The 21,404-nt window shown below is 60.3% G+C and carries 23 protein-coding genes and 1 tRNA gene; 7 read left to right on the top strand and 17 right to left on the bottom strand.

Annotated features, from left to right (window positions below; genetic code table 11):
• Nucleotides 1-3 precede the first annotated feature (3 nt).
• The 5 genes from ACOQOT_RS01700 to ACOQOT_RS01680 all read right to left on the bottom strand — a co-directional run bounded on the left by ACOQOT_RS01700 (nucleotide 4) and on the right by ACOQOT_RS01680 (nucleotide 4,041).
• Nucleotides 4-681 (bottom strand): CpaD family pilus assembly protein, encoded by a 678-nt coding sequence (locus ACOQOT_RS01700; protein ID WP_420560661.1) that lies wholly within the window; start codon nucleotides 679-681, stop codon nucleotides 4-6.
• 11 nt (nucleotides 682-692) lie between these two features.
• Nucleotides 693-2,201, bottom strand: a complete 1,509-nt coding sequence (locus ACOQOT_RS01695; RefSeq protein ID WP_420560660.1) for a type II and III secretion system protein family protein — start codon at nucleotides 2,199-2,201, stop codon at nucleotides 693-695.
• A complete protein-coding gene (cpaB, locus tag ACOQOT_RS01690; RefSeq protein WP_420560659.1) occupies nucleotides 2,202-3,011 on the bottom strand; it encodes a Flp pilus assembly protein CpaB in 810 nt (269 codons plus the stop codon).
• Between the two features lie 176 nt (nucleotides 3,012-3,187).
• Nucleotides 3,188-3,685, bottom strand: coding sequence for an A24 family peptidase (locus ACOQOT_RS01685; protein WP_420560658.1), 498 nt, complete (start codon nucleotides 3,683-3,685; stop codon nucleotides 3,188-3,190).
• A 182-nt stretch (nucleotides 3,686-3,867) separates the two neighbouring features.
• Nucleotides 3,868-4,041: a Flp family type IVb pilin gene (locus ACOQOT_RS01680; RefSeq protein ID WP_081875520.1), complete on the bottom strand. Its 174-nt coding sequence runs from the start codon at nucleotides 4,039-4,041 to the stop codon at nucleotides 3,868-3,870.
• Nucleotides 4,042-4,445: 404 nt separating this feature from the next.
• Here ACOQOT_RS01680 and ACOQOT_RS01675 point away from each other — a divergent pair, with 404 nt between their 5' ends.
• Entirely contained in the window at nucleotides 4,446-4,946 is a 501-nt protein-coding gene (locus ACOQOT_RS01675; protein WP_420560657.1) for a pilus assembly protein N-terminal domain-containing protein, read from the top strand.
• 87 nt (nucleotides 4,947-5,033) lie between these two features.
• On the opposite strand, the gene ACOQOT_RS01670 is transcribed toward ACOQOT_RS01675, so the two are convergent.
• Nucleotides 5,034-6,569: a pilus assembly protein TadG-related protein gene (locus tag ACOQOT_RS01670; protein ID WP_420560656.1), complete on the bottom strand. Its 1,536-nt coding sequence runs from the start codon at nucleotides 6,567-6,569 to the stop codon at nucleotides 5,034-5,036.
• Nucleotides 6,570-6,858: 289 nt separating this feature from the next.
• Here ACOQOT_RS01670 and ACOQOT_RS01665 point away from each other — a divergent pair, with 289 nt between their 5' ends.
• Together ACOQOT_RS01665 and ACOQOT_RS01660 are read left to right on the top strand one after the other, a co-directional pair.
• A complete protein-coding gene (locus tag ACOQOT_RS01665; RefSeq protein WP_420560655.1) occupies nucleotides 6,859-7,416 on the top strand; it encodes a TadE/TadG family type IV pilus assembly protein in 558 nt (185 codons plus the stop codon).
• A gap of 28 nt (nucleotides 7,417-7,444) precedes the next feature.
• On the top strand, nucleotides 7,445-7,990 hold the full coding sequence (locus tag ACOQOT_RS01660; protein ID WP_420560654.1) for a TadE/TadG family type IV pilus assembly protein: 546 nt from the start codon (nucleotides 7,445-7,447) through the stop codon (nucleotides 7,988-7,990).
• A gap of 221 nt (nucleotides 7,991-8,211) precedes the next feature.
• Here the strand turns inward: ACOQOT_RS01660 and ACOQOT_RS01655 are convergent.
• A tRNA-Ser gene (locus ACOQOT_RS01655) sits at nucleotides 8,212-8,301 on the bottom strand.
• Between the two features lie 177 nt (nucleotides 8,302-8,478).
• On the opposite strand from ACOQOT_RS01655, the gene ACOQOT_RS01650 reads away from it, so the two are divergent.
• Both ACOQOT_RS01650 and ACOQOT_RS01645 read left to right on the top strand, forming a co-directional pair.
• Nucleotides 8,479-8,769, top strand: coding sequence for a hypothetical protein (locus tag ACOQOT_RS01650; protein WP_420560653.1), 291 nt, complete (start codon nucleotides 8,479-8,481; stop codon nucleotides 8,767-8,769).
• Nucleotides 8,770-8,891: 122 nt separating this feature from the next.
• A complete protein-coding gene (locus ACOQOT_RS01645) occupies nucleotides 8,892-9,182 on the top strand; it encodes a hypothetical protein (RefSeq protein ID WP_420560652.1) in 291 nt (96 codons plus the stop codon).
• A 23-nt stretch (nucleotides 9,183-9,205) separates the two neighbouring features.
• Here the strand turns inward: ACOQOT_RS01645 and lepA are convergent, their stop codons facing one another.
• Entirely contained in the window at nucleotides 9,206-11,008 is a 1,803-nt protein-coding gene (lepA, locus tag ACOQOT_RS01640) for a translation elongation factor 4 (RefSeq protein ID WP_420560651.1), read from the bottom strand.
• A 76-nt stretch (nucleotides 11,009-11,084) separates the two neighbouring features.
• Nucleotides 11,085-11,918, bottom strand: coding sequence for an enoyl-CoA hydratase-related protein (locus ACOQOT_RS01635; protein ID WP_420560650.1), 834 nt, complete (start codon nucleotides 11,916-11,918; stop codon nucleotides 11,085-11,087).
• A 160-nt stretch (nucleotides 11,919-12,078) separates the two neighbouring features.
• Between ACOQOT_RS01635 and ACOQOT_RS01630 the strand changes: the two genes are divergently transcribed.
• Nucleotides 12,079-12,381: a hypothetical protein gene (locus ACOQOT_RS01630; RefSeq protein WP_420560649.1), complete on the top strand. Its 303-nt coding sequence runs from the start codon at nucleotides 12,079-12,081 to the stop codon at nucleotides 12,379-12,381.
• Between the two features lie 68 nt (nucleotides 12,382-12,449).
• Here ACOQOT_RS01630 and pheT read toward each other — a convergent pair whose 3' ends face one another.
• The 7 genes from pheT to ACOQOT_RS01595 form a co-directional block, all read right to left on the bottom strand.
• Entirely contained in the window at nucleotides 12,450-14,864 is a 2,415-nt protein-coding gene (pheT, locus tag ACOQOT_RS01625; protein WP_420560648.1) for a phenylalanine--tRNA ligase subunit beta, read from the bottom strand.
• A complete protein-coding gene (gene pheS / locus ACOQOT_RS01620; protein WP_420560647.1) occupies nucleotides 14,861-15,943 on the bottom strand; it encodes a phenylalanine--tRNA ligase subunit alpha in 1,083 nt (360 codons plus the stop codon). The genes pheT and pheS overlap by 4 nt, the downstream gene beginning before the upstream one ends.
• Before the next feature lie 112 nt (nucleotides 15,944-16,055).
• Nucleotides 16,056-16,412 carry a 50S ribosomal protein L20 gene (gene rplT / locus ACOQOT_RS01615; RefSeq protein ID WP_420560646.1) on the bottom strand — a complete coding sequence of 119 codons (357 nt, stop codon included), beginning with the start codon at nucleotides 16,410-16,412 and terminating at the stop codon, nucleotides 16,056-16,058.
• Nucleotides 16,413-16,429: 17 nt separating this feature from the next.
• Nucleotides 16,430-16,627: a 50S ribosomal protein L35 gene (rpmI, locus tag ACOQOT_RS01610; RefSeq protein WP_045446175.1), complete on the bottom strand. Its 198-nt coding sequence runs from the start codon at nucleotides 16,625-16,627 to the stop codon at nucleotides 16,430-16,432.
• 233 nt (nucleotides 16,628-16,860) lie between these two features.
• A complete protein-coding gene (locus ACOQOT_RS01605; protein WP_420560645.1) occupies nucleotides 16,861-18,105 on the bottom strand; it encodes an LLM class flavin-dependent oxidoreductase in 1,245 nt (414 codons plus the stop codon).
• Nucleotides 18,106-18,207: 102 nt separating this feature from the next.
• Nucleotides 18,208-19,110: a DUF3137 domain-containing protein gene (locus ACOQOT_RS01600; protein ID WP_420560644.1), complete on the bottom strand. Its 903-nt coding sequence runs from the start codon at nucleotides 19,108-19,110 to the stop codon at nucleotides 18,208-18,210.
• A gap of 13 nt (nucleotides 19,111-19,123) precedes the next feature.
• Nucleotides 19,124-19,702, bottom strand: coding sequence for a LemA family protein (locus tag ACOQOT_RS01595; protein ID WP_420560643.1), 579 nt, complete (start codon nucleotides 19,700-19,702; stop codon nucleotides 19,124-19,126).
• A gap of 152 nt (nucleotides 19,703-19,854) precedes the next feature.
• Between ACOQOT_RS01595 and ACOQOT_RS01590 the strand changes: the two genes are divergently transcribed.
• Nucleotides 19,855-20,784: a glycerophosphodiester phosphodiesterase family protein gene (locus tag ACOQOT_RS01590; protein WP_420560642.1), complete on the top strand. Its 930-nt coding sequence runs from the start codon at nucleotides 19,855-19,857 to the stop codon at nucleotides 20,782-20,784.
• Nucleotides 20,785-20,858: 74 nt separating this feature from the next.
• Here the strand turns inward: ACOQOT_RS01590 and infC are convergent, their stop codons facing one another.
• Nucleotides 20,859-21,317, bottom strand: coding sequence for a translation initiation factor IF-3 (gene infC / locus ACOQOT_RS01585; RefSeq protein ID WP_045446185.1), 459 nt, complete (start codon nucleotides 21,315-21,317; stop codon nucleotides 20,859-20,861).
• Between the last annotated feature and the right edge of the window lie 87 nt (nucleotides 21,318-21,404).

Here is a 21,404-nt window from a genome sequence, read left to right as displayed (position 1 = left end):
CCCTTATTTCGAAACTTCGCTGACGGCGCCGGATTCTTCTTCCACGCGCTCGGTCGCCGTGCTTTCGCCCTTGCGGTATTTCTCCAGCACCTCGTCGCGGCGCGGCGCATAAGCCGGGCTCGTGCCGCGCGGGCCTTTGAGGTCCGCCGGGTCTGCCAGAATGGCTGCCATATTGCTCTGCGTCGCGCAGCCCAGATTGGCCGAGGTCACGTTTTTGGGGTTATAGGCATAATCGCTCCAGTTCCCGCAGGGGCTGGGCGTTGCCACATAACGCCGGTAGGAAAGGATCAGCGGCGCGGCGCTGTTCGCAGCAGAGGCGCGGTAGGTGCCATGGCTGATATCGCTATGAGCCAGACCTTCTTCATGCAGCACCTTGTCGATCTCGGAGGAAAGATTGAGCGCCACGCCGGTATTGGGCGAGCCTGAAGGCGCTGCGATATTCAGCGAGCCATGGCCGCGCTCCTTATAGGCGCGGGCAAGCGCGCGCAGTGCCGCCTTGTCATCCAGTGTCAGCGCGATCTTGTCGGGAGCCGCGGGAATTTCGAAAGTCATGATCTGCGGATCGACGGCAATGGGATGGCGCCGCGCGGCATCATATTGCGCCTGCTCGACACCGTTAAAGCCGCCGCAGGCCGCCAGAAGAAGCGGCAGAAGAAGCGCACCGGTAAGCTGTTTCATCATCGCGATCATTCCTAATCCAGCACGAAGCCGACCGGCCCCTCAAGCTTGCCTTCGCTCACGCCTTCCGCCCCTTCCACACCGTAGGTCGCATTGAGGCGGCCCATCAGGATCGTGTCGGCGTCGGAGGCAGGCGTGAACCCGTCCGTCGGCAGGGCGAGCTTGTCGCGGCTCGTTGCATCGACGAGATAGGGCGTCACGATCACCACAAGCTCGGTTTCGTTGTTCAGATAGTCGCGGCTGCGGAAAAGCGTGCCGAGCACCGGCACGTCCTTAACGCCTGGCACGCCGTCGAGGTTCTGGCGGGTGCTTTCGGAAATCAGGCCGGCCATGACGAGCGAGCCGCCGCTCGGCAGTTCCATCGTCGTTTCCGCGCGGCGCACACGCAGCGCTGGAATGGTAACGCCCTGCACCTGAATGACGTTGCCGTCTTCATCCGTCACCGTGCCGCCTTGCGAGACGAAGGCGCCTTCCGAGGTCAGCTCGCTGACTTCGGTGGAAATCTTCATGCTGATCCGGCCTTCGCTCAGAACCACCGGCGTGAAACCGAGGCCGACACCGAAGGGCTTAAACTCGAGCGTAATATTGCCGTCGCGGTCGCGCGAGGTGGGCACCGGAAACTCACCGCCCGCAAGAAACTTCGCGCTTTCACCGGAAATCGCCGTCAGGGTCGGTTCAGCCAATGTGCGCAGGAGACCGGCGCGTTCCAGCGCCTGCAAGCCAAGCTGCACGAGATAGCTGTCGAATGTCGCCCCGCCGTCGGAGGCGCCGGTCGGCGAAAGGCCGGGCGGCGTCGAGGTCAGGCCGCCAAGCGACTGGCCCTGCAGGGAGAAGTTGTTCTGCGTCGCCCAGCTCAAAAGAAGATCGCCGAGCTCGACCTGCGAGGTCACATCGATGCCGAGCTGCTTGATAAGCGTGCGCTGCATCTCCGCCACCGTCACCTTGAGCATGACCTGCTCTTTCGATTCGATGGCGAGCATGTTCAGCACGTTCTTTTCATCGCCGACGAAACGGGCGGCGATTTCGCGCGCCTGGGACGATTGAGAAGCGTTCGGCACGGAACCCGAAAGCACAATGTGATTATTGATCGCCTCGACCTTGATACGGGCGCTCGGCAGGTATTTTTCCAGCGCATTCGAAAGGTTCTTCACATCCCGTTCGACGACGATTTCAAGATTGAGGATCTGGTCGCCCTTACCATCGAAGAAGAAGGCGTTGGTCTGCCCCGTTTCCATGCCGATGAGATAGGTCCGCTTCGGCGTGCGCACGACGGCATCGACCACGGCGGGGTTGGAGACGAGCACATCGCGTGCGCCGACCGGCAATTCGACGATGGCAGCTTTATGAAGCGGCAGCACAAGGCGGCGGGCCTGAGGGCCGAGACCGCCGGCATCGATTTTTACCAATTGCGCGTCGGGCGCGGCAATCGCGCGGCCCACATCCTGGGAAGCGGACAGCACCAATGCGGTTGCCAGAACCGCCAGAGAGCGCAGCGCCATATGCATGAACTTAAGAGACATCATTTACCGCGCCCCCGAGGAATTGGGCTGTACAGAGGTTGCCCGGCCATAGCGGATAACATTGACGGCGCCTGAGGCTGCCCGCGGCTTCTTGTTGCCGCGCAGATCGTTTTGCGCGCCGATGAGCTGCGGGTTGGAATCGGCGAGGCTGCGCAAGGACAGGGAAACCTGGCCGCGCTGCTGAGCAAGGGCGAAGGTTTCCGCGTCGGCCGGAGTCATTTCCAAGGTCGCCGTCTTACCAACCACCACCTGCTCGCCCTCAAGCTCGCGGAAGGTCTGGTCGATGGCCAGAACGCGGATATTGTTGAGCAGCGTTTCGCTGGAATATTGCGCCTCGCCCGTGCGCTCGTTGCGGCGCTGGGCGGTCATGATCACATCCACCCGGTCGTTAGGCAGAATAAAGCCGCCCGCGCTCGTTTCCGGCGAAATGGGCAGAGAGACAGCGCGCAGGCCCGGCGAAATCAGCGCCGACATGAAGCCGGCATTTTCAAAGCTTACGAGCTTGCCGGACGTCACGGGCTCGCCTTCAAGAAGCGGCGCGCGGGCGATGGTGCCGGCATAAGTGTCGAGCGCGTTCGGCTCCGCATCGCGCGTCACATAAGCGCCCGCCACCGCATCCAGCGGCCATTTCTGCCAGCGCAGATCCGAGCGGCCCATCCGGTGGCCGAGCTCGATATCATCGCCTGCCACGAGAACTTCCGTGCTCGGCGCTTCGACGACTTTCAGCTCCGCATTTTTCTGGGAGGGTTCCGAGGAAATCAGGGCGCGCACCAGGAAGGCGGCGGCGATTGCCGCGACCAACGCTACTGCCAAAATGCCTATCCGTACCGCGTTCACTTGCCCCATCCTTCATCCGGCCTCAAGGGAGGCCCTTTGCGATCTCACCCTATCCAAGCGGTTTTCAATCAATTTAACGTTAATTTCCGCCTGCAAATTCGGCCCTTCTGTCCCAATTTGCAGCTTTCGCCCGCCCTTGGGACCGGATTTTCCTAAACAGCCAGCGCAATCCACCGGGTTTCGGGGAAGACCAGAAGCGCCCCGGCACAGAGCGCCACGGCGTAAGGGATCCCCTCATCCTTGTCATGCAGCCGCATCACCCAGCCCTGCTGCGCGAGGAAGACCGGCAGCGGGAAAGACCGGAAGAGCCAGAGCGAAACGCCGAGCACCGCGCCTGCGAGCGCCGCCGTCAGCGCGAAGGCGGCAAGGCTCTGCCATTCGATCCAAAGGGCCGCGGCGGCCATGAGCTTGGCGTCCCCCCCGCCCATATAGCCACCTGCAAAAAGCGCCATGCCGATCAAGAGCACGCCCGCGCCGACCGCCAGATGCAGCCCGAGCTCGCCCCAGCCCATACCCATGAAAAGCGCGGCAGGCACAAAAGCCAGCGCCAGCGCACCGGTCAGCCGGTTGGGGATGGTCAGCGTGCCGATATCGAGCACGGCGGCCAGCACCATGGCGGCGGGAAAGATCAGCAAAAGCAGGTGTTCCATCACGAATTTCCGAAAAGGACACGCTAAATCAATGGGTTCGCCCAAGAAGAGCAGGCCCCAAGCATGACGAAACGGCGTAAAGACCGGGTAAACACCGCCTGGCGCGCCCGGCCCCTTCGCGAGACATAAAAAAACCGGCCGCGCAAAGGCGGCCGGTCTTCATTGTCGCACTGCGACCGATCTTATTCAGCAAGCTGAAGCTTACCGGCGATCTGGCCGAAGAACGTTGCGAGCGAGTCACCGAAAGCGCCCACGGCAGCAATCACGGCCACGGCCATGCCGGCTGCAAGCAAGCTGTACTCGATGGCGGTTGCACCCGACTCATCTTTGAAAAACTTCGTCACGAACTGGCTCATTACAAGCCTCCTTACTCTTAACTGGACAGCACCAGCTCACGGGTACTTGTCACTACACCCCCCGTGAACTCGCCCCAATCTAGCCAGAGCCTGCTTACTACCCCGTTAAAAAACTTGTTCTATTCTTCACTAAGCTCTTTTTTGCAGATCTATTACTTGCAAGTTTTTGTGATTAAAATTCCATTGAATTGCGGCTATTTAAAATACTGATAAAGAAGACTGGTTAATACTTCGATACAGCATAGAACAAATCCGGTTAATGCGAAGACATCGAGGCCTGTCCCGAAAAATGCAAAAAACGCCGCGAAAGCCCCCGCCACCGCCTGTGCATTAGGAGGGCGTTTATGGTTTCCCCTTTATTCTTTCTGCAATCGATGGATCATTTTGATCGGAAGGAAGCTTTCATGACGCTCCGCCAGGCCCGTTCCGCCACCGCCAAAGCTGCGGCTGGCGCATTGGCACTCTCCCTGAGCCTGATGCAGGCCGGCGTTTCGCTGGCCGCGTCGATCGATGTGGAAGTGAACCAGACGAAACCCTTCAAACTGCCCCGCGCCGCCGAGACGATCATCGTCGGTAATCCGGCCGTCGCCAATGTGACGGTGGACAGCCACGAGCGGGTCTTCATCCTCGGGCGCACCTACGGGCGCACGAACATGATCGCGGTCGATCCGGCCGGCGAGATCATTCTCGACATGGACGTCAATGTGGTGAATGCGGGCGGTATCGTAACGCTGAATGCCGGGCGCGCCCAGCGCAGCTTCAACTGCACGCCGCGCTGCGAGCGGGTGCTCGATCCCAATGACGCGCAAGAAGAGTTCGATGCGCAGATGAAGAACACCACAGCGCATACGGGCTATATCGATTCCGTCGCCAATGGCGGCGCCCCGCCTGCCGGCGGCAACTAAGCATTCCGCTTTTCAAGGAAGCAGATCCGAAAAACAAAAGGCCGCTCTTCCGGGCGGCCTTTTTCTTATGCGTATTTCAGCTTTGTCTTATTCGGCGATCCGCAGCGCATTGAGCTCGCCTGCAATCTGCTGGAAGACTTCCTGCAGGGTCGAGATGCTGGGCGAGTCGTAATACATGGCCGGGCTCGTCGCGCAAGACCGCATCATGTTGCGCGTGCTGGATGAGCTCACCTGGAAGGTAATCGTGTAGAGGCGGATATTGGCCTGCTTCACATTGTTACAGATGCGCAGCGTCTTCGCGTCGAGCTCGGCCTCGGCCTGCGAAGAGCTCGACGTCCCCAGCCGCTGTTTGGACAGATACCCATAGGCGGTATAGCTCGAGCCGTTGATATTGCCCCAGCCCTGGCCCGGGATCGTGTTCTCCCCGTCGGTCAGAAGGATGATCGCCTTCTTGTAGTCGCGGTTGGTATAGGCCGCCCCTTCCGTATAGGGCGAGGTCGGCGAGATGACGCGCCAGCCCCAGGCAAGGCCGAGCGGGATATGGGTCATGCCATCGGCAATCATGTCATCGATTTCGGCCAGAAGCCGATTCTTGTCATTGGTGAGCGGCGTGATGGTGCGCACATTGCAACCGTTCTGCGGACCGCGCGACGAAGAACTCACCCAGGCATTGTTATATTTGCCTATAGAAGCCTGGCGCTGTTCCGGCGTGCCATTATTTTCGTCGTCGAGATAATTGTTCGGATAGTTCGGATCCCACCAGCTGTCCCGGTCGGGCTCATCGGGGGCAAACCAAGGCACGAAGAGCGTATCGCCGTCTACGGCCACGGGCGTTGCATCCGTTTCATCCAAAGGCGCAGGGCGCGTTTCCAGGCAGCCGTTCCAGCTCCGGTTCCTTATGTCATCATAAAGATCGAAGATATTCGTGCCGGGCACGAAGTTTTCACCGTGAATGCTGGACTGCGCATTGCGGTCGATCCAGGGCGAGTTGATCTTGTCCGAGCCCACATTCACCGCGGCGGCGAAAGGCACGAGCCCCACTTTCACATGATCCGGATTCGCCTCGTCGCCAAAAAGGATATTGATCATTTCGGCGGCAGACGTTTTCAGCGCTCTCAGCTTACTGCCGGACATGGAGCCGGTATTGTCCAGCACCATCACAAGCTCGATCTTGGAGGACTCGCGCACGATACGCACCTGCGCATCGATATCGAGTTCGTCGATCCCCAGAATATTCAGTAGCGCCGTCGGCAGGCTGGCGCTTGCCGTCAGATAGATGTGCCCATCGCTTTCGGTGACCTGCAACTCGCCGGGCACGCCAAGCTCGTAAGCGGGATAATTGGCGTCGAAAAATTTGCCGGCACGCAGTTGCAACTCTTCCTGGGAAAGCCCTTCGGGGAGCGAGCCGATGGCAAGACCGGCGGCATCGAGCGCGCTTGTCAGCCGCTCGCGCACAATATAAGCGCGGGAAAAGTCGATTGCGCCTGCAATCCCCGCGAGAACTGGCACCAGCGCCAGCGCGAAAATAATCGCGACGTTGCCGCGCGTCGCCTTGCGGAAGGTGGCGCAAAAACGCCGCAGCCGCTTAACGGGCCGGGCATATGGGAACGCAGAACTGCTCACGGCATCACCTGGTGGTTAGACGTTCCCCATGGTGCGTGAAACAGCCTTAATGCTTGTTAAAGAGTTCGGCCCGAATTCGAAAGAATAGGCGCTTCTCTTTATTAAGGATAATGTTTCGTAAACGGAAAAGGTGTCCTCTCAGCCATTGCGCCGGACAAGGCGTGCTCGTTCGATTTTTTAAGATCTTCTCCATGAATTGGTAAGGATAGGAAGGCACACTTGGGGCAGGTAAGAGGCATGCGCGTTTCAAGGAAACACGCGGCCAAAGCGGCACAAGTAGAGTTGACCGATGCCCGATGACATCCAGCATATGCCGGCCGTGAGCGCGGACAAAAAGCGCCGCCCCTTTCTTTCCCGTTTCCGGCGGAACAAGAAAGGCAGCGCGGCGGTGGAATTCGCGCTGATCGGCCTGCCGTTTTTCCTCATCCTTTATGCAACGGTGGAAACCGGCGCGATCTTCTTTGCCGCCGCCTCCATCGAAGGCGCAACGACGGATGCCGCCCGGCTGATCCGCACGGGCCAGGCACAGAACGGCTCGCTGACCCAGCAAAGCATCGAACAATATATTTGCGACCGGCTCGACTTTTTGCCCAATTGCATGGCCAATCTGCATATCGACGTGCGCACCTTCGACAGTTTCAACAATGTGAGTTTCCCGGACCCGATCATGGACGGAAATCTGGCCGGTAACTTTCAGTTCCAGCCGGGCAGCGCCGGGGACATCGTTCTTATGCGCGCCTATTACGAGTGGCCGGTCTCAAGCCCCGTCGGCATCGGGCTGCAGAACCTTGAAAATGGCAGCCGCCTGCTTTTGACGAGCACGGCTTTCCGCAATGAACCTTTCTGATGGAAAGCAAACGCCAAAGGAGCCCGCAATGATGATGGCATCTGCCCTGCGCCGCTTCGGGCGGCATTTCCGCACCAACCAGAAAGGTGTCGCGGCCATCGAGTTCGCGCTGATCGCACCGGTGATGATCGCGCTCTATGTCGGGCTCATCGAATTTTCGAATGCGCTGACCCTCGACCGCAAGCTCACCCATACGGCAAGCGCGCTTGCCGACCTCGTCGCCCAGGACAATGGCATCACGGATGCGGAAATGAACGATATTCTGGCGGCAAGCGCCGCCATCGTCGCGCCCTATTCCCCCAATCCGCTGCGCCTCGTCGTTTCCTCCGTCGTCGCCGATAGCGACAACAACACGACCGTTGCCTGGTCGGATGCCAAGAATACCTCGCCGCGCGGAACCGGCTCCAACATCACCCTACCCGAAGGGCTGACGGAACCCGGCTCCAGCGTCATCCTGGCGGAAGTGAGCTACACCTACACCTCCCCCTTCACGCAGTTCCTGTCCGGCGGGATCGAGCTTCAAGACCGCTTCTATCTGCGCCCGCGCCGCGTGCTGCAGGTCTCCCGCAGCTAAGCGCCCCTCTCTCGCCCAGCGTCCTCTCAAGGGCGCCGCACCCCGCCTCAAAGCCGTTAACCACGTTTCCGAATGAGGTGTAGCATTCCTGCCGCACCCGCATTGCGCTGCACTGCGGCATGAATGGCGCGGCGGAGGGAACGGGCGGTCCCGGGTCCATGCCAAAATCCCGCCTGCCCCGAAGGGGCATGCGCCAACCTACTGTTATGTCAGGAAGATTCTGGCGGAGGGAGTGGGATTCGAACCCACGAGACGGTTGCCCGCCTACACGCGTTCCAGGCGTGCGCCTTCGACCACTCGGCCATCCCTCCGGGAAAAGCGCCCATAAGGCGCTCAGATGGCGCGCACTATACCTACTCAATCCCTCAAATCAACTGCTTCTGAGCGGATGTCCCGAACTGAGACGTCTTGTGATCCGGGTTAAAATTAGGTTACGGTTTTCATCCTGCATAACGGGGTGTTTTAGAAATGGCTGGGGGGCCAAAGTAATGATTGTGTTTCGGCTGATCGGGCTGATTTTTATCGCTATCGCATTGATGCTTTTGGGCGCGGACGGGATCCAGACACTGGAATCCGGGGAAGTCAGCATTCGCTCTCTTTCCGAAGTCTGGACGCTGCTGCATCCGTCTTCCATGGAAAGCTTTATGGCCTGGTCGGGAGAAACCCTGCCGCCGGCTGCGCAGGACCCCGTCCTGTCCACGATTATGGGCGCACCCAGCTGGGCGACCTTCGGCGTGATCGGCATCATCATCGCGCTGCTGTTCCGCCGCCGCGACTAACGCGTTTCAGCGGAAGTAGCAGGGCTGGGGGGCTGACTGCTTGCTTCCTGCAAAACCCCATGGGCATGATCTGTCCATGGGGTTTTTCTTTGGGCACGCACACGCAAAAGGAGACCGCCGCCATGCGCCTCAGCCGCCTTGCCGCTTTGATTTTCATTCTTCTGGCGCTTGCCGCCGGGCTTTACGACCTTAGCCCCGCGCTTGACGGAGAAGCCCCGCGCCTGCACGGACTGGGCGAGATTTGGTTCGCGCTGTCGCCGGGCAGCCTCAATCTTCTGCAGGCCGTCACGCAGCGCTATTTATGGCCGCCGCTTTGGGACCCCGGCATGACCTGGCTGCTTGTGCAGCCGGCCCTTGCCGTCTTTGCCCTGCCCGCCGCCTTTTTCGCGCTGATAAGCGCCATGAAGCGCTAGAAGAAACGCTCAGGCGAAGCGCCTTAATTGTCGTCCATCTTGAGCGCGGCGATAAAAGCTTCCTGAGGGATTTCGACGCGGCCGAACTGGCGCATCTTTTTCTTCCCCTCTTTCTGCTTTTCCAAAAGCTTGCGCTTACGCGAAACGTCGCCGCCATAACATTTGGCGGTCACGTCCTTGCGCATGGCCGCGATCGTCTCACGCGCGATAACACGCCCGCCAATGGCCGCCTGGACCGGGATCTTGAAAAGATGCCGAGGAATGAGGTCTTTCAGTTTTTCGCACATGGCCCGGCCACGCGATTCCGCACGCGCCCGGTGCACGACCGTCGCCAATGCATCCACCGGCTCTTCGTTCACCAGGATCGACATTTTCACGAGGTCGTTCGCCTCGTAATTCTCGATCTGATAATCGAAGCTGGCATAGCCGCGGGTGATGGATTTCAGCCGGTCATAGAAATCGAACACCACTTCATTGAGCGGCAGGCGGTACACGACCATGGCCCGGGCACCCGCATAGGTCAGGTCCTGCTGAATGCCGCGCCGGTCTTCGCACAGCTTCAGCACCGCGCCGAGATATTCATCCGGCACCAGGATCGTGGCCTTGATCCACGGCTCTTCGATGCGGTCGATCTTTACCGGGTCCGGCATATCGGCGGGGTTGTGCATCTCCACCATGTCGCCATTCGTCAGATAGACGTGATAGATCACGCTCGGCGCCGTGGTGATGAGCTCGATATTGAACTCGCGTTCGATCCGCTCCCGCACGATTTCCAGATGCAGAAGGCCGAGGAAGCCGCAGCGGAAACCGAAGCCAAGCGCCGCGCTCGTTTCCATTTCATAATGGAAGCTTGCATCGTTGAGCCGCAGCTTGCCGATCGCCTCGCGCAGATCCTCGAACTGGGAACTGTCGATGGGAAAGAGCCCGCAGAAAACGACGGGCTGCGCAGGCTTGAAGCCCGGCAGCGGTTTTGCGCAAGGGCGCTTTTCGTCCGTCACCGTGTCGCCGACGGCGGTATCGGCCACTTCCTTGATGGAGGCGGTGAAGAAACCGATTTCGCCCGCGGCAAGTTCTTTCACGTTCTCTTTCTTCGGCTTGAAGATCCCGACCTGATCGACCGTGTAAGAGGCCCCGGCCTGCATCATCTTGATCTTCTGGCCCTTCTTCATCACGCCGTCCACGACGCGCACCAGCACGACAACGCCGAGATAGGGGTCGTACCAGCTATCGACCAGCATGGCTTTGAGCGGCGCTTCCCGGTCGCCCCGCGGCGGGGGCAGGCGGCGAACGATCGCCTCCAGCACCTTGTCGATGCCGAGGCCGGATTTTGCGGAAATTTCCACCGCGTCCGAGGCATCGAGACCAATCACGTCCTCGATCTGCTCTTTAACGCGCTCAGGTTCGGCGGCGGGCAGATCGATCTTGTTCAGGACGGGCACGATCTCATGATTGACCTCGATCGCCTGATAGACATTGGCGAGCGTCTGCGCTTCCACGCCCTGGCTCGCATCCACCACAAGGAGCGAGCCTTCGCAGGCGGCGAGCGAGCGGTTCACCTCATAGGCAAAGTCGACATGGCCCGGCGTGTCGATCAGGTTGAGCTGATAGGTTTCCCCATCCGCCGCCTGATAGGACAGGCGCACGGTCTGCGCCTTGATCGTGATGCCGCGCTCGCGCTCGATATCCATGCTATCGAGCACCTGCTCCTTCATCTCGCGCTGGGTCAGCCCGCCGCATAGCTGGATGAGCCGGTCGGCCAGCGTGGATTTGCCGTGGTCGATATGCGCCACGATGGAGAAATTGCGAATATGGGCAAGGTCGGTCATGGCGGCGCTTTTATCATCAGCCGGGGCTGCCGCCAACTGGTGCTTTTGCCGCTCCCGCTGCCTTTTCCTTCCGGCGCTAGCCCTTACCGCTCTTCCAGGCCGCCGGACGCTTTTCCATCCAGGCCTTGATGCCTTCTTTATAGTCGGGATGGGTGACCATGGCCTCGAGCAGCGCTTCGGAAGCCCGCACGGCCTCTGCCGCCGGGCGGTGCTGATCGCCGTAAATCTGCCATTTCGTCTCCCGGAGCGAGCCCGGCGCCACACCAGCGGCGAGGGCACGCGCATAGTCATAAACCGCGTCCATCAGCTCCTCCGGCGCGCAGAGCCGGTTGAGAAGCCCCATTTCCTTGGCTTCTTCGGCGGTAAAGACCCGGCTGGAGAGCAGAATGTCATTGGCATGGCCGAGCCCCATGATGCGGGGCAGGACCCAGGAAAGGCCGAATTCGGCGGGAAAATTGAACCTGCCATGGGCGGCGGTGAATTTTGCACCCCGCGCGGCAAAGCGCAGATCCGCATAGGCCGCGAGCACCAGGCCGATACCGGCGGCCGCCCCGTTGATGGCCGCGATGACGGGCTTCGTCAGGCCGAAATGATAGGCAAAAGTGGCATCGAATTCTTCCCGCACCCCGAAGCCCGGCTTGGCGATATCGGAGGTGGTGCCCGCATCATATTTGCCTTTTTCCGAATGGCCTTCGAGGGCAGCGGTATCGGCGCCCGCGCAAAAGGCCTTGCCCTCCGGATCGCCGGTCACGACGATGACGCGCACGCCACCATCCTTGTCCGCCTTTTCAAGCACATGGCGGTATTCCATATGCATGCGCCCGGTCCAGGCATTGCGCCGGTGCGGGCGGGAGAGCGTGATGGTCGCGATCCCGTCCTTCAGCTCGTATTTGACGGTTTTCAGTTCCATAAGCCTCTCCCCGCGCCGTGCGATTTCTTTTCCTCAAGAAGGGCAGGCATTGGGCGCGGCGTCAAGACGCGGCGCGCAGCTGAAAGTAACGCAAGCGATTGCGCAATGGCGCCAATCGCCTATGCTGCGCGGGAATTACCCATTTTAAATGGAGGCCGGAATGAGACCCGCAAAGCTTTCGCTAATCGCCGCCTTCTGCTTCACCGCCGCTTTCTGGGCGGCGCCCGCGCTTGCCGAGCCCAGTGCGGAGAAGCCCAAAAAGGAACCGCGCTGGGTGGAAGAGGAATACCGCTCCATCCGGCCCGGCAAGCTCGACGATAAATATGCCGAGCGCCCGGACGAGCCGACCTTCCGTTTCGATTTCGACGACCCGAAAGAACGTGAAGACGAATATGGGCTCGAGCGCCTGGGCGATGAGGAAGAACGGGAGACCGTTCCCGGCCTCAAAAAAGCGCCTTACTAAGACGGCCCTAAAAGATGAAAAACCCCGGCCTTGAGAGCCGGGGTTTTGTTTTCGCAAACGCCTGAGACTTAGCCGCGCAAAGCGCCGCCTGTCGCCTTTTCCACCGAGGCGATGATGCGGGCGCTCACCGCCTCGATTTCCTCGTCCGTCAGCGTCTTGTCTTTCGGCTGCAAGGTCACTTCGATGGCGAGTGATTTTTTCTCCTCGCCCAGATTGCCGCCTTCGAACACATCGAACAGCGTCACCTCCGTGATCAGCGCCTTTTCCGCGCCGCGCGCCGCCTTGATCAGGCTGTCCGCGCTCACGCCCCTGTCCACCACAAAGGCAAAGTCGCGGGTGAGCGGCTGAAGGTCGGAGAGCGCCAGAGCCGGTTTCGTCTTGGTGGGCTTGGCCTTGGGCTGCGGGATCGCATCCAAAAAGACCTCGAAGCCGACGATGGGACCGGCCACATCCATCTTGTCGAGGACACGCGGATGCAGCTCGCCGAAACGGGCAATGACGTTTTTCGGCCCAAGACGCAGCTCGCCGGAGCGGCCCGGGTGATACCAGAGCGGGGCTTCGGCAAAGACCTGCAGATTGGCCGCAGGCGCGCCCAAGGCTTCAAGCAGCGCCAGCGCATCGGCCTTGGCGTCGAAGACATCGACCTTGCCGGCACCGCCCTGCCAGTGCCGCCCGCCGCCTGCCGGCTTCATCGTGCCCTGGCGGATACCGGCGGCGACACGCTTCTGATCGGACGGCGCTTCGCCTTCATAATGCTGGCCGACTTCGAAAAGCGCCGCCGCGCCAAGCCCGCGGGCAAGATTGCGCCCAGCAGCGGCAATGAGGCCCGGTAAGAGGCTCGGGCGCATGTCGCTCATCTCGCTCGAGATGGGATTGGCAAGCTCGAGCGCCTTTGCCCCGCCGCCGAAAATCAGCGCCTGTTCCTTGGGAATGAAAGACCAGGTGACAGCTTCCACGAGCCCGCGGGCCGCCAGTGCCCGGCGCGCCTGGCGCGTGCGCTTCTGGCCGATGGTGAGCACGGCAGGGGCCACATCGAAGCGGCGCGGCAGAGCCTGCGAGCGCACTTCATTCAGCCCATGGATACGCACCACTTCTTCCACAAGGTCCGCTTCGCCGAAAATATCGGGCCGCCAGGAAGGCACAGCAACGGAAAGCGTAGACGCCGCACCTGCCACCTTGAAGCCGAGTTTTTCCAGAATGGTTTTGATCTCGGCTTCTTCGAGCTTCAAACCCGTAAGCCGTTCCACCCGCGCGGGGTTGAAGGTGATCGTCTTTTCTTCGGTTGCGGGCGCACCTGCGCTTTCCAGCTTCGAGACCTCGCCGCCGCAAATCTCCACGATCATTTTTGCGGCCAGGTCGCAGCCTTCTTCCACGAAAGCCGGATCGACGCCGCGCTCGAAACGGTAGCGGGCATCGGAATTGATGCCGGTCTTGCGGCCCGTCGAGGCGGTGCGCATCGGATCGAAATAGGCGCTTTCGATGAAGACGTCGGTTGTTTCCTCCGTCGAGCCGGAATGCTCGCCGCCCATGATGCCGCCGAAGCCGAGCACCGCCTTGTCATCGGCGATGACGCACATGGCCGTGCCGGCTTCATATTCCTTGCCGTCGAGCGCGAGGAAAGTTTCCCCCTGACCAAGCCGGGCGCGGATATTGCCGGTGAGTTTTGCCGCGTCATAAACATGGAGCGGGCGGCCCCGGTCATAGGAAATATAATTGGTGATATCGACCAGCGCGTTGATGGGGCGCAGACCGATGGCGCCGAGGCGCTTTTGCATCCACGCGGGCGAGGCACCGTTCTTCACGCCGCGCACCATGCGCCCCGTGAAATGAGGGCAGGCTTCGGGCGCATCGATTTCGATCTTCACCGGGCTTTCGAAAGCCCCTTCGATGCGGGGCGCTTCCGGCGTCTTCAACGTGCCAAGACCGGCGGCGGCAAGATCGCGCGCCACGCCGTAAACGCCGAGGCAGTCGGGACGGTTCGGCGTGATCGCGATTTCGATTACGGGATCGTTCTGCCCGAGCACATCCGCTGCCGGCGTGCCGATCTCGAATTCGCCTTCAAGCTCGATAATGCCGGAATGCTCGTCGGAGAGTTCCAACTCGCGCTCCGAACACATCATGCCGTTCGATTCCACGCCGCGGATTTTCGTCGGCTTCAGCACCATGCCGTTCGCCGGAATAGTGGCGCCGGGCGGAGCGAAAATACCGAGAAGGCCGGTCTTGGCATTAGGCGCGCCGCAAACAACCTGCAAGACGTCGCGCTTACCGCCGACCAGCGCTTCGACTTTGCAGAGCTTCAGCTTATCGGCATCCGGATGCGGGCCCGCTTCCAGAATGCGCGCGACGGAGAAAGGCGCAAGGCGCTCGGCCGGATCGTCCACCCCTTCGACCTCAAGGCCGATCATGGTGAGCTTTTCGACGATCTCTTCGAGGCTCGCCTCCGTTTCCAGATGATCTTTCAGCCAGGAAAGCGTGAACTTCATGACGAGACCCCCCCGTCGAGTGTAGGCACATCGAGTGCGGCAAATCCGTAATGTTTCAGCCAGCGCAGATCGGCCTCGAAAAAGGCGCGCAGGTCCGGAATGCCGTATTTGAGCATGGCAAGGCGGTCGATCCCCATGCCGAAAGCAAAGCCCTGATAGCGCTCCGGATCGATGCCGGAAGCGCTGAGCACATTGGGGTGAACTATGCCGCAGCCGAGAATTTCCAGCCAATCCTCCCCTTCCCCGATGCGGATTTCCCCGCCGGAACGCGCGCAGCGCACATCGACTTCCATGGAAGGCTCGGTGAACGGGAAGAAGGACGGGCGGAAGCGCAGCTCCACCTTGTCGGTTTCGAAAAAGGCGCCGAGGAATGTTTCCAGCGTCCATTTCAAATGACCGAGATTGGTTTCCTCGTCGATGACGAGCCCTTCGACCTGGTGGAATTGCGGCGTATGGGTCTGGTCGCTGTCACAGCGGAAGGTGCGGCCCGGCGCGATGAAGCGGAAAGGCGGCTTACCCTTCTCCATCGTGCGCACCTGCACGGGGCTTGTATGCGTGCGCAGAAGCGGGCGCGAGCCGTCTTCCTTCTCATGAAAATAGAACGTGTCGTGCATTTCGCGCGCCGGGTGCCCTTCGGGGAAATTCAGCGCCTCGAAATTGTAATAGTCGGTTTCGATGTCCGGGCCTTCTTCGACGGAAAAGCCCATATCGCCGAAGATCGCGGTGATCTCATCGAAGACCTGGGAAATCGGATGAATACGCCCGGCGCCGAGCGCGCTTTCGCGCACCGGCAGCGTGACATCCACCTCTTCGGAGGCAAGGCGCGCTTCGAGCGCTGCTTCATGAAGGGCTTCCTTGCGCTGGGCGATCGCCTCGCCCACCCGGTCTTTCAGCCCGTTCAGCGCCGGGCCCATTTCCTTGCGCTCTTCCGGGCTCATCTTGCCGAGGCCTTTCAGCTGCTCGGAAATGGTGCCCTTTTTGCCCAAGGCCGCGACGCGCACATCCTCGAGAGCCTTTTCGCTCTCAGCCGCCGCCACGCTTGCCAGAATCTCATCTTCAAGCTTTTTCAGATCGCTCATGTCACACTCTGCTTTCGCGCTCGCTCAAAACACAAAACCCCGCACGCATCTTCGCCGGCCGAAGGCCTGGCGGGAGACGCCGCGGGGTTTCGCGTCGTTCGAATTGGTGCGCTTACTTCAGCGCCGCTGCCGCCTGATCGACCAGTGCCTTGAAAGCCTCGGGCTCGCGGATGGCGAGGTCGGACAGAACCTTGCGGTCAACCTCGACACCGGCTTTCCCGAGACCGTTGATAAATCGGCCATAGGTCATGCCATGCTCGCGGACGGCCGCGTTGATGCGCTGGATCCAGAGCGCACGGAAATTGCGCTTGCGGGTGCGCCGGTCGCGATAGGCGTATTGCCCGGCTTTTTCGACAGCCTGGTTGGCAGTGCGGAAGGTATTCTTCCGGCGGCCATAATAGCCCTTCGCGGCTTTTACGATTTTGCGGTGGCGCGCATGCGCCGTAACGCCTCTTTTCACACGTGACATGTCAGAGCTCCTTCACCTTAGCCGTAGGGCAAGAATTTTTTGATCATCCGCGAGTTCGTGTCGTCGGCGATCGCCGTGCCACGCTGGTTGCGGATTTGAGTGTTGGAACGCTTGATCATGCCGTGCTGTTTGCCGGCCTGGGTGCGGACAACCTTGCCCGAACCCGTCAGCTTGAAGCGCTTTTTGGCGCCAGACTTCGTCTTCAACTTGGGCATTTTGCTCTCCTTGGTCGTGTGGCCGGCTGCATCCGCTGAAGAAAAGGCACCTAAGCACCTGTAGATGCAGCTCTTTTGGCATTTTGGACCGACACGGCATGCCCTTTACGCCGGACGGCCCCAAGAAAGACATGCGTTATACGCATTCCGCCCCAAAGGTCAAGCGGGCTCCGGCGGCAAAGGGCCCTCAAGGCCGGAAAAGCCTTGAGGTTTTATCCCTTTACCTCGGAGGGTTATTCCGCCGCTTTGGTCTGATTGACCATCGGGCGCGGCACGGCGGCGGGCACGATGGGGATTTCCTCGTCGGAGAGCGGCTTCATCCAGTTTTTCCGTTTCAGGGCCGCCTCGATGTAAGGGGCAAGCTCTTCTTGCTTTGCCTGCTCGCGGGCCGCCCGCTCCGCCTGGAACTCTGGCATCACTTCGGCAGCGAAGAGCTCCAGCGATTCGCAGATATGGGCATGCTGGTTGCGCCCGGCCTGCTGCATGAAGATCACCTGATCGACGCCGGCCTCCTGAAGCGCTTTCAAATGGGCGCGCATGTCCTCCGGCGTGCCGATGCCGTTCGCCTCCACACTGCCCGTAGCGGCCTCGATCACCTCTTCGGTGCGGTTGCCGCGCTGCTTGAGATAATCGCCCCACATATCGGTGCGGCCAGGCTTGCAGTCCTGCGTCACGAGGGCGGCAAGCGCGTAGCCGAAAAATTCGAACCCTTCATGGCCCCGGCGGATCGCTTCGGCGCGGTCATGATGGAGCGAGAAATTGGAGACAAGCGCGATATTGGCATTCACCGTATGGCCGAGCGGCACGCACTCTTCGGACTTGATGATGCCGTAATAAATGTCGGCCCAATGTTTCGCCTCTTCCGGATCGACGAAGGAGAAGGCAAGCGCGCCGAGACCGAGGGAGGCGGCCACGCGGATCGTGTCGCGGTTCGTGCAGGCCATCCACATGGGCGGGTGCGGTTTTTGATAAGGCTTCGGCAGCACATTGCGGCAGGGCATGGAGAAATACTTGCCCTCGAAACCGGGATAGGGGTCATGCACCATCATATTGGCGATCTGCTCGGCCGCCTCCAGCGACATGGCGCGCTTTTCCTTGGCCGGAATGCCGAAGCCGCCCAGCTCCAGCCGCGTCGCCCCTTCGCCGATGCCGAGCTGCACGCGCCCGCTCGACATGAGATCGAGCGTCGCCACGCTTTCGGCGGTGCGGGCGGGATGATTGTAATTCGGGATCACCTGACGGATGCCGTGACCAAGGCGGATGTTTTCCGTCTTCGCCGCCGCGCAGGCGAGAAAAACTTCTGGCGCACTGGAATGGGAATATTCATCGAGAAAGTGATGCTCGACTTCCCAGGCATAATCGAAGCCCAGCTTGTCCGCGAGCACCACCTGGTCGAGCGCTTCATGGAACAGACGGTGCTCATCGCCTTCTTTCCAGGGCTTGGGCAATTGCAGCTCGTAAAACACACCGAATCTCATCGGCCTCTCCTCCCTTGTTATTTTTGTGACCTCTTTATTTTTTTATGAGAAGAAGCCTAGCAAAGGGGTACGGCTTCGCAACCATCTTGGCGCGCAGCGGGCTTAAAGGCGGGTTTTCGCGGCGAGATTGAGCTCGCGGACAATGCCGAAAATCAGCGCGAAATCCGCCATCATCCGCCGGAAATGCGTGATCTCACCCATATTCTTGAAAAGCGAGACGGTGAAACGGTCGCCGCCGCCAATCGCAAAAAGAAGCCGGCCGCCTTGAAAGGCAAGACGCGCCGCCCCGTCCGACAGATCATCGAGCCGTTTTACCCGTTCCATGAAACCGGGGGTGAGCAGATAGCGCGCTTCGACCTGATCGTCGGAGAAAACATCGAAGCGTTTTTCGAAATCCGGATCTTCCAGTTTCACCCTGTCGCCCTTGCCGGAGGAAAAGAGCGAGGCGAGAAAGCCGCCATCCCGGCGCACGATCGTCGTGCCGTGAAAGCGTTTGGGAAATTGCGCGCTCCCCACAAGACCCTGAAAAACGGTGACGTAATAGGTGCGGCCTTTGGAATTGCGTCTTTGCTCCTGCAAATGGCTTTCGCAAAGCTCGAAGGGCACCTCATCGATCTTCCCCTGGATCGCATTGTCGAGACTGCACGTATCGTAAGAAGGGACAAGCGAGAGCGAGGAGAAAGACTGGATGGACATGGCGCCGGCTTTGGGATCGAGGGCGAAGTCCAGCTTCTCGCAAATCCGGGCAAGCAATTCCTTTTCGATTTTCTTGCCGAGAAAAACGAGCGGTGCGATGGCCGCAACGAATGTGACGAAAGAAATAAAGAGCACATATTCCTGCCAGCCAAGCCAGATGAGCCCGGCGATGGGGAGCGCGGCCAGCAAAATGCCGCCCACGGCAATGGCGAGAAAAAGACGGCGCTTTTTTTCGAACCCCATCAGCCAGGGGCGCAGCTCCGCTTCGTAAAACGCATCGAGTTCTGCAAGTTCTGCGACGTCCGACATGCGCCTCGATCTCTTACGGCTTGTCCATCAGGGCGCCGACATCGACCGGCGCGCGCATGGCGCTGTCTTCAAGCTCGAAATAGGGCATGGGTTCGACCTTGGCCCAGCCGGCAATGATGTTGCCGGGGAAAATCTGCACGGAATTATTCAGCTCGGTGACGGCAGAGTTGTAGAAGCGGCGGGCGGCGGCGATATGGCCTTCCACTTCTTCCAGCCCCTCCTGCACTTCCATCACGGTGCGGTCGGATTTGAGGTCGGGATAGTTTTCCGCCACCGCCAGCACCCGCACGAGCGAGGATTGCAGCGCCTGCTCGTCGGCCAGATGCTGCTCCACGGCGCGCGGATCGTGCCTCGAGTAAGGTTCGGCGGCTTTCGCGCGCTGCTCCGTCAGCCGGTCCAAAAGTTCGCGCTCATGGGTCATGAACCTTTTGGCCATGGCGACGAGATTGGGAATGAGATCGTGGCGTTTGCGCAATTGCACATCGATGGACGAGAGCGCCTCAAGCGCCGTGTTCCGCCGGCCAATGATTTTCGTGTACCAGAGATAAGCGAGGCCCGCGCCCGCCAGAAGCACCAGCAGAAGAATTCCCATATCCGACATCCCGCTCCGCCTTTCTTTATTGAGCGACAAGTATAGCAGCTTAGGCGCGAAACTCATCTTCACGAAACCCGCAAGACAGAGCTTTGCACCTGCAGTAGTCTTGCCCGGATTTTAGACAAATACCTGACGAGGCAGGAGAGAACATGCTCAAGATCGCGCATCGCGGAGGCAGCGGGCTATGGCCGGAAAACACGATGGGCGCTTTTACCCGTGCGCTTGATAGGGTGGACGGCTTCGAGCTTGATGTGCATCTGACCCGCGACAATGTTCTGGTCATCCATCATGACGGCGCGCTGAAACCGGCGATAGCGCGGGGGGCGGACGGTAATTGGCTGACGCGCCCTACCCCGCGGCTGAAAGATTTGAGCTTTGAAGAGCTGCAGGCCTTCGATGTCGGCCGGCTGCGCCCCGGCTCAACCTACGGCGCCCACTACCCTGAGCAGGAAGCTCTGGACGGTGAAAAAATTCCCGCCCTTGCGGAGCTTTTGGAGCTGGTCAAAACGGCAGCGGCGCCCGGCTTTCGGCTTTATATCGAGCTCAAGACTGAGCTTGAAGAGCCGGATAACGGCGCCGATCCGCGCGTTCTTGCCGATGCGGCCTGTGCGCTCGTGAAAGAGTACGGACTTGAGGCGCAGGTGACCTATGTCTCCTTCGACTGGCCGGGGCTCTTGCGGGCGCAGGAGATCAGCCCGTCCCGCACCGCCTTTACCACCATTCCCTTTTTCCGCATCGACCCGGAACACCCCTCCCGCGCCAATGACACGCCGGAGGACCGCTGGTTCCGGGAAGCCTCGGCCAGAGGCGCGCATTTCTTCGGTGCCTGCGACTGGCGCCAAGAAGAGGGGAAAAGTTTTGCGGAAAAGCTGCTCAAGGCCATTGCCCGCGGCAATGCCGATGGCTGGTTTGCCTGGCACGGCGATGTAACCGATGAGACGATGGGCATTGCCCGCTCGCTCGGCCTTGAAGTGTCGTGCTGGACGGTGGACGAAGAAAAAGAGATGGAGCGGCTTCTGGCGCTCGGCGTCGATGCCATATTGACGGACCGGCCCGACCGGCTGGCCCGCCTCGTTTAAGGCTTTCCACCCCCAAAAACACAAAGGCCCGGCAATGCCGGGCCCTTCCGTTCTTAACTACGCTTTGGCGCGTCTTAGCGCGGCGCCAGCACCATGATCATCTGGCGGCCTTCGAGTTTGGGATGCAGCTCGACCTTGGCGATCTCTTCCACATCGTCCTTCACCCGGTTCATCAGCGCCATGCCCAGATCCTGGTGCGCCATTTCACGGCCGCGGAAACGCAGCGTGACCTTGACCTTGTCGCCTTCATCGAAGAACCGCTTCACGTTGCGCATCTTCACTTCATAGTCATGGGTGTCGATGTTCGGACGCATCTTCACTTCTTTGACTTCGACGGTCTTCTGTTTTTTGCGGGCTTCGGCAGCCTTCTTTTGTGCCTGGAACTTGAACTTGCCGTAGTCCAGCAGCTTGCATACAGGCGGTTTCGAAGTCGGCGCGACCTCAACGAGATCGAGGCCAGCTTCATCTGCCAGTCTCAGCGCTTCTTCCACGGGAACGACACCGAGCTTTTCGCCCTCGGCGCCAATGAGCATTACGTCCGGAACCTTGATCGCATCGTTTACACGAGGACCTTGCTGGGCCGGCTGCGCGGGTAGGGGTCTGCGAGCTATGAAAACCTC

Origin of the sequence: Tepidicaulis sp., assembly GCF_965222285.1 — a bacterium.
Taxonomy (GTDB): domain Bacteria; phylum Pseudomonadota; class Alphaproteobacteria; order Parvibaculales; family Parvibaculaceae; genus Tepidicaulis.
The sequence above is the reverse complement of the archived record's forward strand: the minus strand, read 5'-3'. Positions and strand labels throughout refer to the sequence as shown.